General features: G+C 68.8%; 13 protein-coding genes. 7 read left to right on the forward strand and 6 right to left on the reverse strand.

Going from position 1 to position 14,073, the window contains the following annotated elements:
• Positions 1–39 precede the first annotated feature (39 nt).
• Positions 40–1,377 carry an MFS transporter gene (locus DIE02_RS10450; protein WP_044845351.1) on the forward strand — a complete coding sequence of 446 codons (1,338 nt, stop codon included), beginning with the start codon at positions 40–42 and terminating at the stop codon, positions 1,375–1,377.
• Between the two features lie 110 nt (positions 1,378–1,487).
• Here DIE02_RS10450 and DIE02_RS10455 read toward each other — a convergent pair whose 3' ends face one another.
• Both DIE02_RS10455 and DIE02_RS10460 read right to left on the reverse strand, forming a co-directional pair.
• The gene (locus DIE02_RS10455) at positions 1,488–2,498 is read right to left on the reverse strand and encodes a 3-hydroxybutyryl-CoA dehydrogenase (protein WP_124487656.1); all 1,011 of its coding nucleotides are present in this window, start codon (positions 2,496–2,498) and stop codon (positions 1,488–1,490) included.
• Entirely contained in the window at positions 2,495–3,601 is a 1,107-nt protein-coding gene (locus tag DIE02_RS10460) for an NAD/NADP-dependent octopine/nopaline dehydrogenase family protein (RefSeq protein WP_124487657.1), read from the reverse strand. Before DIE02_RS10460 ends, DIE02_RS10455 begins: the two co-directional genes overlap by 4 nt.
• Positions 3,602–3,750: 149 nt before the next feature.
• Here DIE02_RS10460 and DIE02_RS10465 point away from each other — a divergent pair, with 149 nt between their 5' ends.
• Positions 3,751–4,725, forward strand: a complete 975-nt coding sequence (locus DIE02_RS10465) for an AraC family transcriptional regulator (protein WP_124528942.1) — start codon at positions 3,751–3,753, stop codon at positions 4,723–4,725.
• Complete coding sequence (locus tag DIE02_RS10470) at positions 4,722–5,753, forward strand: LysR family transcriptional regulator (RefSeq protein WP_124528944.1); 1,032 nt, start codon at positions 4,722–4,724, stop codon at positions 5,751–5,753. Before DIE02_RS10465 ends, DIE02_RS10470 begins: the two co-directional genes overlap by 4 nt.
• A gap of 32 nt (positions 5,754–5,785) precedes the next feature.
• Here the strand turns inward: DIE02_RS10470 and DIE02_RS10475 are convergent, their stop codons facing one another.
• Positions 5,786–6,916 (reverse strand): porin, encoded by a 1,131-nt coding sequence (locus DIE02_RS10475; protein WP_124487660.1) that lies wholly within the window; start codon positions 6,914–6,916, stop codon positions 5,786–5,788.
• Positions 6,917–7,326: 410 nt separating this feature from the next.
• On the opposite strand from DIE02_RS10475, the gene DIE02_RS10480 reads away from it, so the two are divergent.
• Both DIE02_RS10480 and DIE02_RS10485 read left to right on the forward strand, forming a co-directional pair.
• Positions 7,327–8,730: an MFS transporter gene (locus tag DIE02_RS10480; RefSeq protein ID WP_124487661.1), complete on the forward strand. Its 1,404-nt coding sequence runs from the start codon at positions 7,327–7,329 to the stop codon at positions 8,728–8,730.
• Positions 8,731–9,036: 306 nt separating this feature from the next.
• Positions 9,037–10,017 carry a PDR/VanB family oxidoreductase gene (locus DIE02_RS10485; RefSeq protein ID WP_124487662.1) on the forward strand — a complete coding sequence of 327 codons (981 nt, stop codon included), beginning with the start codon at positions 9,037–9,039 and terminating at the stop codon, positions 10,015–10,017.
• Between the two features lie 58 nt (positions 10,018–10,075).
• Here DIE02_RS10485 and DIE02_RS10490 read toward each other — a convergent pair whose 3' ends face one another.
• The 3 genes from DIE02_RS10490 to DIE02_RS10500 form a co-directional block, all read right to left on the reverse strand.
• Positions 10,076–10,312, reverse strand: coding sequence for a hypothetical protein (locus DIE02_RS10490; protein WP_124487663.1), 237 nt, complete (start codon positions 10,310–10,312; stop codon positions 10,076–10,078).
• A gap of 9 nt (positions 10,313–10,321) precedes the next feature.
• Complete coding sequence (locus DIE02_RS10495; RefSeq protein ID WP_185702617.1) at positions 10,322–11,080, reverse strand: hypothetical protein; 759 nt, start codon at positions 11,078–11,080, stop codon at positions 10,322–10,324.
• A 125-nt stretch (positions 11,081–11,205) separates the two neighbouring features.
• Positions 11,206–12,126: a LysR family transcriptional regulator gene (locus DIE02_RS10500; protein WP_124487664.1), complete on the reverse strand. Its 921-nt coding sequence runs from the start codon at positions 12,124–12,126 to the stop codon at positions 11,206–11,208.
• A gap of 139 nt (positions 12,127–12,265) precedes the next feature.
• On the opposite strand from DIE02_RS10500, the gene DIE02_RS10505 reads away from it, so the two are divergent.
• Together DIE02_RS10505 and DIE02_RS10510 are read left to right on the forward strand one after the other, a co-directional pair.
• A complete protein-coding gene (locus DIE02_RS10505) occupies positions 12,266–13,549 on the forward strand; it encodes a Rieske 2Fe-2S domain-containing protein (RefSeq protein ID WP_124487665.1) in 1,284 nt (427 codons plus the stop codon).
• Positions 13,549–14,049 (forward strand): aromatic-ring-hydroxylating dioxygenase subunit beta, encoded by a 501-nt coding sequence (locus tag DIE02_RS10510; RefSeq protein WP_124487666.1) that lies wholly within the window; start codon positions 13,549–13,551, stop codon positions 14,047–14,049. The genes DIE02_RS10505 and DIE02_RS10510 overlap by 1 nt, the downstream gene beginning before the upstream one ends.
• Positions 14,050–14,073: the final 24 nt, after the last annotated feature.

The raw sequence follows: 14,073 nt of genomic DNA on the forward strand, positions 1-14,073 counted from the left end.
GCAGAGACGGCACGCACCCGCCCCCCTTCAGAGTCCGCCATGTACCCGACCGACACCATGCAATCCCCGAGCGCCGCCCGGCCGCTCGCCGACCGGCAGCTTCGCCGCATCGTCATCGCCTCCGTCGCCGGCAACGCGATGGAGTGGTACGACTTCTTCGTCTACGGCACGGCCGCCGCGCTCGTGTTCGGCCACGTGTTCTTTCCGCCCGGCGCGTCGCCGCTCGCGGGCAGCCTCGCAGCGTTCGCCGCGTTCGCGCTCGGCTTCGTCGCGCGGCCGCTCGGCGGGATCGTGTTCGGGCATGTCGGCGACCGCTACGGCCGCAAGGCGTCGCTCGTGTGGACGCTGCTGATCATGGGCGCGTCGACGTTCGCGATCGGCCTGCTGCCGACCTACGCGCAGGTCGGCCTGTGGGCGCCGGCGGCGCTCGTCGTGCTGCGGCTGCTGCAAGGCATCGCGTCCGGCGGCGAATGGGGCGGCGGCGTGCTGATGATCAGCGAGAACGCGCCGCCCGAGCAGCGCGGCTACTACGCGGCGTGGAGCCAGCTCGGCGTCGGAGGCGGCTTCGTGCTGTCGTCGGCCGCGTTTCTCGCCGCCCAGGCGCTGCCCGACGACGCGTTCCGCACCTGGGGCTGGCGGCTGCCGTTCCTCGCGAGCATCGCGATCTTCGCGATCGGCATCTACATCCGCCGCCACCTGCCGGAAAGCCGCGACTACGAGCAGGCCGGCAAGCGCGGCGCGCACACGCACTTGCCGATCGTCGAATGCATCCGACGCCATCCGAAGGAAATCCTGCTCGCGATGGGGCTGCGCGTCGCCGAAAACGGCGGTGCGTACATCTTCCTCGCGTTCTCGCTTGTCTACGGCAAATACGTCGGCATCCCGAATGGCGTGATGCTGACCGGCGTGATGATCGCGATGATCGTCGAAATGGGCGCGATGCTCGCGTGGGGCCGGCTGTCCGACCGGATCGGCCGCAAGCCCGTGTACCTGATCGGCGCGCTGAGCCTCGTCGCGTGCGCGTTTCCGTTCTTCTGGCTGCTCGACACGCGTGCGACGCCGCTCGTGTGGCTCGCGCTGACGGTCGGTACCGCGGTGAGCCACGGCGCGATGATCGGCACGCTGCCCGCGCTGGTCGGCGAACTGTTCAGCACCGAGGTGCGCTATTCGGGCGTCGCGCTCGGCCATGAAGTCGCGTCGATCTTCGCGGGTGGCATGTCGCCGCTGATCGCGACCGCACTGCTCGCGCGCTATCACGCGTCGTGGCCCGTGTCGCTGTTCCTCGTGGCGCTCGGCCTCGTGACCGTCGCGACGCTGTGCGTGATGCGCGAGACGCGCGGCGCGCCCGCTGCCGACACGCGCGGCGACGCGGCATGAGCGTAGCCGCCGCGCACGCGACGCTTCCGGCCGGCGAACGACACAGCGGTTTGCGGTACCGCATGCACGCGTGCGCGGCGCGACGATCGCACCGGGTCGCGACGACCGCGCTATGCGTCGGTGCTGCGCCGCGCGCCGTCGAACGCCGGCGCCAGTCCCAGGTGGTCGAGCAGCCGCGCGAATTCGCCGAGCCGCTGCCGCATGTAGGCCGGCACGTCGACCTGCGCATAATCGTGGAACCCGGCGCCGCTACGCACGCCGTCGCGCCCGGCCGCCATGTTGCGCACGACCCTGTCGGCCGGCGCGAAGCGCGGGCCGATCTCGCCGGCGAGATACGTCGACGCGTAGTACAGGATGTCGCAGCCGCCCCAGTCGATGAACTCGAGCAGCCCGAGCACCGCGAAACGCGGGCCGAAGCCGGTGCGGATCGCCATGTCGATGTCCTCGGCGCTCGCGACGCCCTCTTCCACCATGCGTGCCGCCTCGTTCATCGCGAGCGCCTGGATGCGCGGCACGATGTAGCCGGGCGCCGGCCCGCAGATCACCGGCTTCTTGCCGACGCGTTCGAGCAGCGTGGCCAGTGCGTCGACGACCCGCTGATCGGTCGCGTCGCTGCGGCTGATCTCGACGAGCGGCATCAGCAGCGCCGGGTTCAGCCAGTGCGCATTCAGCATCCGTTCGGGGTGCGCGACATGACGCTGCAACTCGGTGACGACGAACGTCGACGTCGTCGACGCGATCGTTGCATGCGCATCGACATGTGCGCCGAGCCAGCGCAGCGCGTCGGCCTTCGCATCGAGCACTTCGGGCAGCGCTTCGAACACGATGCCAGCGTCGCGCAGGGTGGGCGCCGCGCCCTCACGCGCGACCAGCGCGATGCGGGCGACGACGGCCGCGGCCTGGTCGGCATCGATCCGGCCGAGTGCCACCTGCGCATGCAGCGGCCGCGCGATCTCGCCGCGCGTGCGATCCTCGAATACGCGCCAGCCTTGCGCGTCGCGCGGCTTGAAGTCGATCAGCGTCACGTCGAGGCCCGCGAACGCAAAGACGAGCGCGATCCCCTGCCCCATGCGTCCCGCGCCGAGCACGTGCACGCGCGTCACGTCGGCGGCGGGCGTCATGCGGCGTACCCCGCATCGAGCAGCGCGCGCATCGCGTCACGCGACAGCGCGGCGAGGCCGAGCGCCTCCAGCGTGCGCCCTTGCGCATACAGGTCGCGGCCGGTCACCGCCGACGCGACGCTCAGCAGCCCCTGCGCAACGGGCGTCGGCACGTCGGCCCAGCGCCCGCACGACACGATGAAGGACAGCCCGAGCCGGGTGTCCTCGAGCATGTAGCGATGCGTGCGCAAATCGATCTTCTCGCGCCAGTCGCCGCTGTCGGTCAGCTTGCCGTGCGCGCCGCGCCCGTACATCCATTCGTCGCCGTCGGTCGCGTAGTGGTCCGCCAGCGGGAAATGCGGCGCGCGGTAGCCCAGTGCCTCGCGCACGGCGATGCGTTCGGCATCGAGCGCATTCGTCACGCGGCGGATCGACGGCTGCGTGCCTTCGTTGTGGATGTCCCACGCGTCGAAGTGTTCGAGCGGCCCGGCGTTCATCAGGATCAGCGGCGGATGAATCACCGGGCCCGCGTTCATCAGCGCGCCGGACAGCGCATCCTCGACCGGCTCGACCGACGGGTAGCCCGCGCGCAGCACGTCGAACGCCCAGGTCGCCGCGTTCGCGGGAAACACGCCGGTCGGCAGGCGCGTCGCATACGCGCTGATCACGACCGCGTTGTCGCCATGCTTGCGTACCAGGTACGGCAGCGTGCCGGTCTCGGCAAAAGCGACGCGCGCGCGGTTGCCGGCATCGGCCGCCGCACGCGCGAACACGACGCTGCCGAACGTGCCGGGCGGCAGGAACACGACCTGGTCGTCCTCGAGCAGGGGCGCGACCTGCGCGGCGAGCGCATCGTGCGAGACGGCCGGCAGCGGCACCACGACGAGCCGCGCGCCGCGCAGCGCGGCCGCGAGATCGTCGCTCAGGCGGATCGCGCCGGGTGCGTCGCCGAGCGGCACCGCACGCCTGCCGCGATAGTCGGTCACGTGCAACGCGCCGAGCTCGCGCAGCCGCGCATGCGGTTCGCGGTCGCGCCGCCACCACGTCACGTCGTGGCCCTTCTCGAACAGGTCGATCGCGGCCGCATGGCAGCCGTGGCCGCCGCCCAGTACACATACCTTCATCGTCGTCTCCCGGTGAGTGAGTGTTGCCGAGACTACGCGGCGGCGCACGTCGCGTCGCTTCAAAACGCGCAACGGCACGCCCGTTCGCGCAACGCAATCGCGGCGACGCGCACGACGTCGTACCCATCCATCCGACACGAGGCCACCGCATGGATATCGCCCTTTCCCGACATGCGCCGAACCGGCTCGGCACGCTGCATGCGCCCGACGAAGTCGAACGCGCGGTCGCGCACCGGCTCGGGCCGCACCGGATGGCCGCGCACGGCCGCGATCCGTTTCATGCGGAGCTGTACGAGGTGCCGCTGCATCACGGCGCACTGCTCGATCTCTGCTACGGCCGCGAAACGCGCATCGAGTTCGGCGACGATGCCGGGCATTTCCTGTTCCGGCTGACGCTGTCGGGCGCATGTGAGCTGCAGGCCGGCGACGTGGTCGCACGCGCCGGGCCGGGCCAGCTGACGGTGTCGTCGCCGGCGCTCGCGAGCCGCCTGAGCACGAGCCCAGATTGCCGCAACCTGGTGCTGCGGCTCGAACGCGGCGCACTCGAGCGCAAGCTGCAGGACATGCTGCACACGACGCTCACGCGGCCGCTGCAGTTCGATCTCGCGGCCGGCGGCAACGGCGCGGGCGCCGCGCTCGTGCTGCCGACCTTCGAATACCTGTGCCGGCTCGGCGCGCAGCCGGGAATCGGCACGTCGATCACGACGTTCGGCGCCGATCTCACCGCGTGGCTGATGGCGCTGCTGCTCACGCACCTGCCGCATTCGTACAGCGCCGCGCTCGCGCGCGGCACGCCGCCGCTGCCGGCGCACGTGCGCCGCGCGTGCGACCACGTCGACGCGCACCTGGGCGACCCGCTCGCGCTCGCCGCGCTGGCGGCCGTCGCGGGCGTCGCGCCGCGCACGCTCCAGCATGCGTTCCGCGCGTTCCTGAACACCACGCCGGCCGCCTACGTGCGCGAGCGCCGGCTGGCCGCGGTGCACACCGCGCTGCAGCGCGGCGACGCGCGCAGCGTGACGGACGTGCTGATCGCGCACGGCATTCACGGCTTCGGCCATTTCGCGAAGGCGTATGCGCGGCGTTACGGCCACCTGCCTTCCGTCACCGCGAGGCAAGCACCATGACGCACTCCGCCACCGGCCGGCCGCCGGCCCGCCCCGAGCTCGCGGCGCACGACGCGGACGCGCCCGACGGCCTGCGCGTGCAGGACCTCGACCTGAACCTGTTGAAGACGTTTCGCGCGGTGTACGAGGAACGGCACGTCGGCCGCGCAGGGTTGCGGCTCGGCGTCACGCAGCCGTCGGTGAGCTACGCGCTCGGCCGGCTGCGCCTGATGTTTCGCGACGCGCTGTTCGTGCGCACCGGCACCGGCGTCGAGCCGACGCCGCGCGCGCAACGGCTCGCACTATCGGTCGACAAGGCGCTCGCGATCCTGCAGGACGTGCTCGACGAAGGCTCGCGCTTCGCGCCGGACAGCACCCAGCGCGTGTTCCGGCTGCACATGAGCGACTTCGCGGCGAGCGCGTTCCTGCCGACGCTGCTCGCGGCATTCGACCGGCGCGCGCCGGGCGCGGTGATCGAGACGCTGCATGTCGACGAATGCCAGCTCAACGTCGCGCTCGAATCGGGCCGCATCGACTTCGCGCTCGGTCATTTCGCGGATGCCTCGAGCCATTTCCAGCGGACCGCGCTGCTGCACGAACGCTGCGTGCTGCTGATGCCACGCCGCACCGCGCAGCGCCTCGCGCTGCCCGGCGGTTTCGTGCTCGACGGCGACGCGCCGGACGCGCTGCGCTTCGTCGCGGTGACCGCGCATCCGCAATCGATGCAGCTGCTGGAACGACACGGCCTGCTGCCGCGCGTGCGGGCGGCGCTGCCCGACTTCCTGGTGGTGCCGGCGCTGCTCGAACACGGCGATTACGCGCTGATCCTGCCGGAAACCATCGCGCTCACGTTCGCGGTGCGCCAGCCGTGCACGCTCTACGAGATCGCGGGCGCCGGCGAATGGGCCGTCAACGCGTACTGGCACCGGCGCTTCGATGCGGACCCGGGCCATCGGTGGCTGCGCGCGCTGCTGCTGGAGCTGTTCGACATCGGCCGGCAGGCACCGTTCGACGCATGGCTCGCGCCGCAACCGCCCGCCTGCGCATAGCGGCGCGGGCGGGCGCAGGCCGGCCTCGGCGGTCAGAACGCCGTGAGGATGCCCGCGACGATCGAGCTGGCGGTCGCGCCGGGTTTCGCGACCGCGACGCCGCCGCCCGCCGCGCCATTGACGACGAAGCGCGCGTGCGCGCCGTTGCGCACCATCGCGGCCCCCGTGTACAGCACCGTGCGCTTCGACAGCGGATAGTCGAAGCGGATGCCGTACGAATCGGCGTTGCCGTCGCTGTCGGCGACCTTCCGGTAGTGGCCGATGCTCAGCAGCAGCGACGCGCGCCCGATCGGCACCGTCGCGCTGAGTTCCATCGTGTCGCTGTGCGGATACGCGCTCTGGCTGTCGATCGCGGCCGCGACGTCGGGGCCGCCGCGATGCCGCATGTACAGCGCGGCGACCTTCACGACGTTGAAGTCGTACGAGATCGCGCCGACCGTGTAGTTGCCGTTCGCGGCCGAACTGGTCACGCCGAGCGCGGATGGCGCCACCGGGCTGAACTTCTGCTGCATGTAGTCGACGTCGACCGACAACCCGCCGCGCACGTAGTTGAGGCCCGCGCCGTACGTGTCGCCGAGCGTCGCCGGCTGGCCGGCCGCGCCGTTGGTGCCGCGCGCGGCCATCGCGCGCAGCATGAAGCCCGCGTAACGCGGCGACGTGTAGCGCAGCGAGTTGCGCACGCGCAGGAACGCGGGGCCGACGAAGTTGTTCGTCGCGTTGCCCCATGCGAGGCCCGCGCCGAGCCCGGGCAGGCTGTACGTGACGAGCGTCGTGTGCACGATCGTGTAGAGCTCGCCGAACTGCACGCCGCCGAACGGCCCGGTGATGCCGACCCACGCCTCGCGGCCGAACAGCGCGCTGCCGTTCGACAGCGCGCCGCTCGCGGCGTTGAAGCCGTCCTCGAGCTTGAAGATCGCCGCGTAGCCGCCGCCGAGATCCTCGACACCCTTCAGCCCCCACTGCGACGCCCACAGGTTGCCGCTGCCCATGCGCGTCACGTGGTTCGGCCCGGCGTTCGCATATTCGATCGCGGTGTCGATGCGGCCGTAGAGCGTCACGCTCGATTGCGCGACAGCCGGCAACGATGCGCACGCAAGGAGCGCGGCCGCCAGCGTGGCAAGCGGTACGGCAAGCCGGTCGGCCCGCCCGTTCGAATGGTTCATCTTGGTCGTCCCGTGGAAATGCCGGCGCTTGTCGGCAACGCGCCGTTTGACATGAAGCGCGTTCGCATTCGGATGCGAACGCTGCCGATCAAAAACGGGCCGAGTCTAGGAACGACAATTTCGGACGTCGACGCAATGCGCTCTATAACGCTTATAGACGCGCCGCATGATGCGCGCACGCGCCGCCGCACGTGCGCCGCGCGGCGGCCCGCGCGCACGGCCTCGGTGTTTTCTTTATCCGCGTCGGTAAATGTCCGTGTGGCGCGGCTGTCACTCCGGCTATGGCGGCCGAATTTGGCCGACTACGCTGCGTCTCCGATCGTGTCACCCGCACGCTTTCGCACCGCGACGGCACCCGGCCCGCGAGGCCCGCGCCGCGCTTTTCCATCGCCCGCTCCTGGAGAATCCGCATGTCCGCACCCACGGCCCGCGCTGCCGACGGCAAGCGCTATACGTACGAATGGTATGTCGTCGTCATCTGCATGCTCGCGTATGTCTTTTCGTTCGTCGATCGCCAGGTGCTCGTCCTGATGATCGAACCGATCAAGCGCGACCTGCACCTGACCGACACGCAGTTCAGCCTGCTCAACGGCTTCGCGTTCTCGCTGTTCTACGCGGTGATGGGCCTGCCCGTCGCGTATCTCGCCGATCGCTACGCGCGCCCGCGCATCATCGCGCTCGGCATCGCGCTGTGGAGCGTCGCGACCGCCGCGTGCGGGCTCAGCCAGCAATTCGTGCAGATGTTCGTCGCGCGCATGGGGGTCGGCGTCGGCGAGGCCGCGCTGTCGCCCGGCGCGTATTCGATGCTCGCCGACTACTTCCCGAAGGAGAAGCTCGGCCGCGCGATCGCCGTGTATTCGCTCGGCTCGTTCATCGGCGGCGGCGTCGCGTTCCTGATCGGCGGCTACGTAATCGCGCTGCTCAAGCATGCGAGCTCGTTCACGCTGCCGGTCGTCGGGCAGGTGCATGCGTGGCAGGTCACGTTCCTGATCGTCGGGCTGCCGGGGATCCTCGTCGCGCTGCTGTTCGCCGCGACCGTGCGCGACCCGCAGCGCAAGGGGCTCGCGCAGGACCGCTCGGGCGCCGTGCGGCGCGTGTCGATGCGCGATTCGCTGCGCTTCGTCGGCACGCATCGCGCGACCTTCGCGTGCCACTATCTCGGCTTCTCGTTCTACGCGATGACGCTGTACTGCCTGCTGAGCTGGACGCCCGCGTTCTATATCCGCCGCTTCGGGATGACGGCCGTCGAAGCCGGCTACACGCTCGGCATCGTGCTGCTCGTCGCGAATACCGCCGGCGTGTTCTGCGGCGGCTGGCTCAACGACTGGCTGCTGCGCCGCGGCCGCACCGATGCGCCGATGCGCGCCGGCGCGATCGGCGCCGCGTGCATGGTGATCCCCGCGACGCTGTTCACGCAGCTCGACAGCCTGCCGGCATCGCTCGCGATGCTCGTCGTCGCGATGTTCTTCGCGTCGTTCCCGATGCCGACGTCGACCGCCGCGATGCAGACGCTCGCGCCGAACCAGATGCGCGCGCAGATCTCCGCGCTGTTCCTGCTCGTGTCGAACCTGATCGCGCTCGGGATCGGCACGACCGTCGTCGCGCTGTTCACCGATCGCGTGTTCGGCGCGCCGGCGGCGGTCGGCCATTCGATGTCGATCGTGAACGTCGCGGCGGCCACGGTCGCCGCGTTGTTGCTGGCCGTCGGCTGCCGGCAGTATCGACGCAGCCTCGAGCGCGAACGCGGCCATGCGTCGGCTTCGGCTTCGGCCGATGCGACTGTCGACGGCGGCAGCGCCGTTGCCGCACGCTGAAGTCGCGGTGGTCGGCGTCGGCGTCGGCTTCGGCTTCGGCTTCGGCTTCGGCTGACGCGGCCGTCGACGGTGGCCGCGCCGCGGCCGCACGCTGAAGTCGCGCTGTTCAGCGATCGCGTGTTCGGCGCACCGCCTGCGCGATCGTCGACGCCGCGGCCGTCATGCTGGTCGCCGACCATCATCCACCTCACTGATTCTGGCATCGCTTTTTTATCGATTTGATTTATGCGATGCCCGTCCTTATTCTCGGTTGCATGACGGCGCGGTATCCGCCGCGCCGGTTTCTTCTACCCCACGGAACACCCCATGCAAGCGAACCGCCACCAGGTCCGGATCGACGCGCTGATCGACGCGGCGCAGGACATCCGCTGTTTCCGGGTCTCGCGCGTCGACGGCCAGCCGTTCGACGCGTACGAGCCGGGTGCCCATATCGACGTCACCGCGCCGTCCGGCGTCACACGGCAATACTCGCTGTGCGGCCGCCCAGACGAGCGCGGCAGTTACCTGTTCGCGGTGAAGAAGGAAGCGCAGTCGCGCGGCGGCTCGCGCTCGCTGCACGACGACGTGCGCGTCGGCGCCGAGCTGTCGATCGGCGCGCCGCGCAACCTGTTTCGTCTGGCGGACGACGCGAGCGAGCATGTGCTGGTCGCGGCCGGGATCGGCATCACGCCGCTGTTGTCGATGGCGTACGCGCTCGCGCAGCGCGGCGCACGTTACCGGTTGCACTACTTCGCGCGCAGCCGTGAACACGCGGCTTTCGTCGACGAACTGTCGGCCGAACCGTTCGCATCGCGCGTGACCTTTCATTACGGGATCGCACCCGATGCGCTCGCGGCCGAACTGGGCCGCTGCGTCGAGTCGATCGACGCGAAAGCGCACGTCTATACGTGCGGGCCGGGGCCGTTCATGGATGCCGTCGTCGCGGCGGCGGCCACGCGGCTTCCGGAAGACGCGATTCACCTCGAACGCTTCGCGGCGGAACCCGTCGCGGCCGACGCCGCTGTCGACGCCGCCCCGGCGGAAGGCTTCGAAGTGCGCCTGCAGCGCAGCGGCCAAGCGGTGCGCGTCGCGCCCGGCACGTCGATCGTCGACGCGCTCGCGCGCATCGGCGTCGAGGTCGATACGTCATGCGGCGAAGGCGTGTGCGGCACGTGCATGGTGCCGGTGCTCGACGGCGAGCCGGATCATCGCGACCACTGCCTCAGCAAGGCCGAGCGCGCGAGCAACACGGTGATCTGCTGCTGCGTGTCGCGGGCGCGCTCGGCGGTGCTCGTTCTCGATCTGTGATGCGCCCCGTACCATCGGTGCAATGCGTCGGAAGATGCGGGCGCGCGGCGCTCAGCAATCAATCCCGATTTGCTTCGATGATACGTTCGAGCTCATTCGCATCGTCCGTGGGTTCCTCCGTGCCGCGAAAGATGCAAACCTCGGTGTGCCCGTCTCGGAACACGTCAACCTCTACCCGCATCCCGACCACCGTGATCGAAACCAGCACCGTATCCGGTCGGTTGCGGCTCAGGGTGTAGTGGATCTTCGCAGATTCGAGCTGATCGAGCAGATCGAACAGTGTGTTGGGGGTCATGTCGGGCACCTATTTCTTGAAACGGTTATCGTTGAGCAACTTGAGCGCGTTACGCGCCTCTTTGATGCCATCGCTCGCATCACCTTGAATCTCGTTGAGCGTCGAATTCAGATATTGCCCTGGGAACTCGCGCAACACTGAGCCTTTGCACTCAGCCTTGATGATGTCGCAGGCCATCATATCGCCTCGGTCGACACCCGCGACTTGAACCGCGTCTCCCAACGCATCTGGCGAAAAATCGAATGGCGATGCCTCACTGAGCGAAGTCGAATCAGCGAAGCCCGCGCCGCCCGCCATCGCGGCCGCACCACCTGCACCGCCCGAGACAACACTCTGCAGATAGCTCATGAGCTCGCCCGCAGACACATCGCTGGGTGTCGCCCAACCAGGCAAGGGCTTGTCTACCGGTAGCGGGGCCATTCTCGGCACACTGGCGAACCTATTGGCTTTTGGGAATGGCGGAGTTGTGGGAGAACCTCCAGCCGCCCCCCCACCACCAACCGCTTGTCGTTCGATCTGTACCGCCACGCGTCCATTTTCGATGGCAGCCTTGAGCGCATCAAGCGGAGTGCCTTGGAGTGCGTCTAGGCCAAGTTGGCGAAGGTATGTCAGCACGTTCGTGGTCAGACCACTGTATTTCGGCCAGTGCAACATTAATTCGGACACGTCGCTGCGTTGACTGGCGGACAAGCTGGTACCGCTTGAACGTGACGCACGCGTGAGCGTAGCGCGCTTTCCGGCACCCAGATCAATCGTCACTGAAGCCATGAATCCTGTTCTCCGTATCGGCTTTGCAGAACATAACGTTGCTCTCTCAACGTCAGGCCTAGCACTTCGAAGCCCATACTTTAGCAGTCCTCCTCGATCTCTGACGCGCTCACGCAGCCCGACCGTCACGCGTCGTCGAACCGCTCGACGATCTCGGCGAGCAGCGCGCGCATCCACGCGATCCCCTCGTCCTCGTGAAAATGCTCGTGCCAGTGCATCGTGACCGGCGCGGGCGGCAGCGTGACCGGCAGCTCGTAGAGCCGGAACGCGTTGTCGCGGTTCAGGATCCGCGCGAGCCGCTTCGGCAGCGTCGCATAGAGATCGGTGACCGACAGCACGCTCGGCAGCGCGACGAAGTGCGGCACTTCGAGCGCGATGTTGCGGCCCACGCCCTGCGCGCGCAACGCGTCGTCGAGCGCGTGGTGGCTGTGCTCGACCGATTTCACGTTGACGTGCGCGGCGCGCACGAACTGCTCGAGGCTCAGCGCCGCACCGGCCGGCAACCCGCGCCGGCGCCCCGTCATGCACACGTAGGTTTCCTCGAACAGCAGCTGGTGGCGCGTGCGCGGCATCAGCTCCGGCAGGTTGCCGATCGCGAAGTCCAGCCGGCTCGCGCGCAGCGCCTCCTCGATCTCCTCCACCGGCAGCGGCTGCACGCTGAGCGTCACGCGCGGCGCGCGTTCGCGCAGCGCCTGGCAGATCGCCGGCAGGTACGCCATCTCGCCCGCATCCGACAGCGACAGCCGGAACGTGCGCGTGCTCGACGCCGGATCGAAACGCTCCGCATAGCGCAGCGCGACGCGCACCATGTCGAGCGCCTTGCCGACGATCCCCGCGAGTTCGAGCGCGACCGGCGTCGGCTGCATCCCCGCGCGCGTGCGCACGAACAGCGGATCGTCGAACAGCGTGCGCAGCCGCCCGAGCGAATAGCTGACGGCCGGCTGCGACAGCGCGAGCCGCTCGCCGGCCTTGGTCAGGCTGCGCTCCTCGACGATCGCCTGGAACACCCGCAACAGGTTCAGATCGAGATGATCGACCGATGTCATCGTGACCTCCATCATTTGCCGTATTTATTTGATTGGCAATTTTAGATCAATTTGACGGATATGTAGCGGAAGACGAGACTGGGTACCCGATGCCGCGCGCGACGCGGCCCGATTTCGCGACTCTTTCCCCACGACGACGATGAGCGACATTCCCACCCAGACGATCGACACCCGCGCGTTGCACGGCTTCGCGCAGCCCGACCGCATCGCGCCCGCGATGTATCACGACCCCGCGCTGTTCGAGGCCGAGCTCGACCGCATCTTCTACCGCACCTGGATCTGGGTCGCGCACGAGAGCGAGCTGCCGAACCCGGGCGACTTCGTCACGACGACGATCGGCCGCCAGCCGGTGATCGTCGTGCGCGACAGGACCGGCGAGATCAACGTGCTGCAGAACCGCTGCCGCCACCGCGGCGCGACCGTGTGCGAATCGCACAAGGGCAACGCGAAGGGCTTCACGTGCCCGTATCACAGCTGGTCGTACGCGCTCGACGGCACGCTGCGCGCGCTGCCGTACGGCGACGGCTACGAAGGCGTGTGCGAGAAAGGCGACCTGCCGCTCGTGAAGCTGCGCGTGGGCGTGTACCAGGGGCTGATCTTCGCGAGCTTCAACGACGCCATCGAACCGCTCGAGGATTTCCTCGGCGGCGCGAAGCCGTGGATCGACCTGTTCATGAAGCAGGGTGCCGGCTACCCGATCAAGGCGAACGGCGAGCACAAGTTCAAGTTCAAGGGCAACTGGAAGATCCAGCTCGAGAACACGACCGACCTCTATCACTTCCCCGTCGTGCACAAGTCGTGGATGAAGTCGATCGACGACGAAACGGCGGCCGCGATCACGAGCTTCATGACGAGTGAGGACGCCTTCTGCCGCGGGCTCGGCAACGGTCACAGCCTCGCGGTGCTGATGCCCGAGCTGATCGATCTCGACCAGGACGACGGCGCGCCGCTGCCCGAACGCTTCGCGCCGCTCGCGGCGAAGCTCGCCGAGCGCCACACGCCGGACGAAGTGCGCCGCATCGTGCGCTCGCTGATGGGGGTCGGCTTCAACCTGAACCTGTTCCCGAACCTTGCGCTGTCGATGGCGTTCTTCCGCGTGCTGCGGCCGATCTCCGCGAACGAAACCGAGATCCGTCACGTCGCGCTCGCGATGGATGGCGGCCCGGACGAAGCGAATCGCGAGCGGCTGCGGATTCACGAGCATTTCCAGGGACCGTTCGGCTTCGGCAGCCCCGATGACGCGGAAGCATGGGAGCGCGTGCAGCGCGGCGCGCATGCGGGGCCGGACGTGCCGATCCTCGTGAACCGCGGGCTGAACCGCGAGATGACCGCCGCGAACGGCGAAAAGACCGCGCATGCGACCGACGAGACGGGCATGCGCGAGGCCTACCAGCAATGGCGCAAGATGATGGAGCAACAGTAATGGACGACCGCAACGCCCTCTTTTCCGAGCAGACCTTCGCCCGCGCGGTCGAATTCGTGTGGCGCGAAGCCGAGTTGCTCGACCGCCGCGACTATCGCGCATGGCTCGACCTGTGGGATCCGGCCGGTCACTACGTGGTGCCGATCGATCCCGACACCACCGACTTCGCGGCGACGCTCAACTACGTGTTCGACGACCAGGACATGCGCGAGAAGCGCGTGCAGCGGATGCTGTCCGGCTACTCGGCGTCGGCGACCGACGCGGCGCGCACGGTGCGCACCGTGTCGCGCTTCACGCTGGAGAGCAGCAGCGCCGGCATGGTCGAGCTGAAATCCGCGCAGGTCGTCGTCGCGTACAAGCGCGGCGTCGCGACGCTGTTCGCGGCCGACGTCACGCACAAGCTGCACATCGACGCGGACGGCGAAATGCGGATCGCGGAAAAGGTCGTGCGCCTGATCGACTCGACCGAAGCGCTCAGCGCGATCGGCTTCCTTCTGTAAGCGGCCGCCGGTTCGCTGTCGCCA

Origin of the sequence: Burkholderia sp. Bp8991, from assembly GCF_003853795.1 — a bacterium.
Taxonomy (GTDB): domain Bacteria; phylum Pseudomonadota; class Gammaproteobacteria; order Burkholderiales; family Burkholderiaceae; genus Burkholderia.

Coding starts and splice junctions, on each gene's coding strand:
- DIE02_RS10480 (WP_124487661.1), top strand. CDS start 7,327: ATGTCCGCACCCACGGCCCGCGCTGCCGACGGCAAGCGCTATACGTAC.
- DIE02_RS10490 (WP_124487663.1), bottom strand. CDS start 10,312: ATGACCCCCAACACACTGTTCGATCTGCTCGATCAGCTCGAATCTGCG.
- DIE02_RS10485 (WP_124487662.1), top strand. CDS start 9,037: ATGCAAGCGAACCGCCACCAGGTCCGGATCGACGCGCTGATCGACGCG.
- DIE02_RS10470 (WP_124528944.1), top strand. CDS start 4,722: ATGACGCACTCCGCCACCGGCCGGCCGCCGGCCCGCCCCGAGCTCGCG.
- DIE02_RS10500 (WP_124487664.1), bottom strand. CDS start 12,126: ATGACATCGGTCGATCATCTCGATCTGAACCTGTTGCGGGTGTTCCAG.
- DIE02_RS10495 (WP_185702617.1), bottom strand. CDS start 11,080: ATGGCTTCAGTGACGATTGATCTGGGTGCCGGAAAGCGCGCTACGCTC.
- DIE02_RS10475 (WP_124487660.1), bottom strand. CDS start 6,916: ATGAACCATTCGAACGGGCGGGCCGACCGGCTTGCCGTACCGCTTGCC.
- DIE02_RS10450 (WP_044845351.1), top strand. CDS start 40: ATGTACCCGACCGACACCATGCAATCCCCGAGCGCCGCCCGGCCGCTC.
- DIE02_RS10460 (WP_124487657.1), bottom strand. CDS start 3,601: ATGAAGGTATGTGTACTGGGCGGCGGCCACGGCTGCCATGCGGCCGCG.
- DIE02_RS10465 (WP_124528942.1), top strand. CDS start 3,751: ATGGATATCGCCCTTTCCCGACATGCGCCGAACCGGCTCGGCACGCTG.
- DIE02_RS10455 (WP_124487656.1), bottom strand. CDS start 2,498: ATGACGCCCGCCGCCGACGTGACGCGCGTGCACGTGCTCGGCGCGGGA.
- DIE02_RS10505 (WP_124487665.1), top strand. CDS start 12,266: ATGAGCGACATTCCCACCCAGACGATCGACACCCGCGCGTTGCACGGC.
- DIE02_RS10510 (WP_124487666.1), top strand. CDS start 13,549: ATGGACGACCGCAACGCCCTCTTTTCCGAGCAGACCTTCGCCCGCGCG.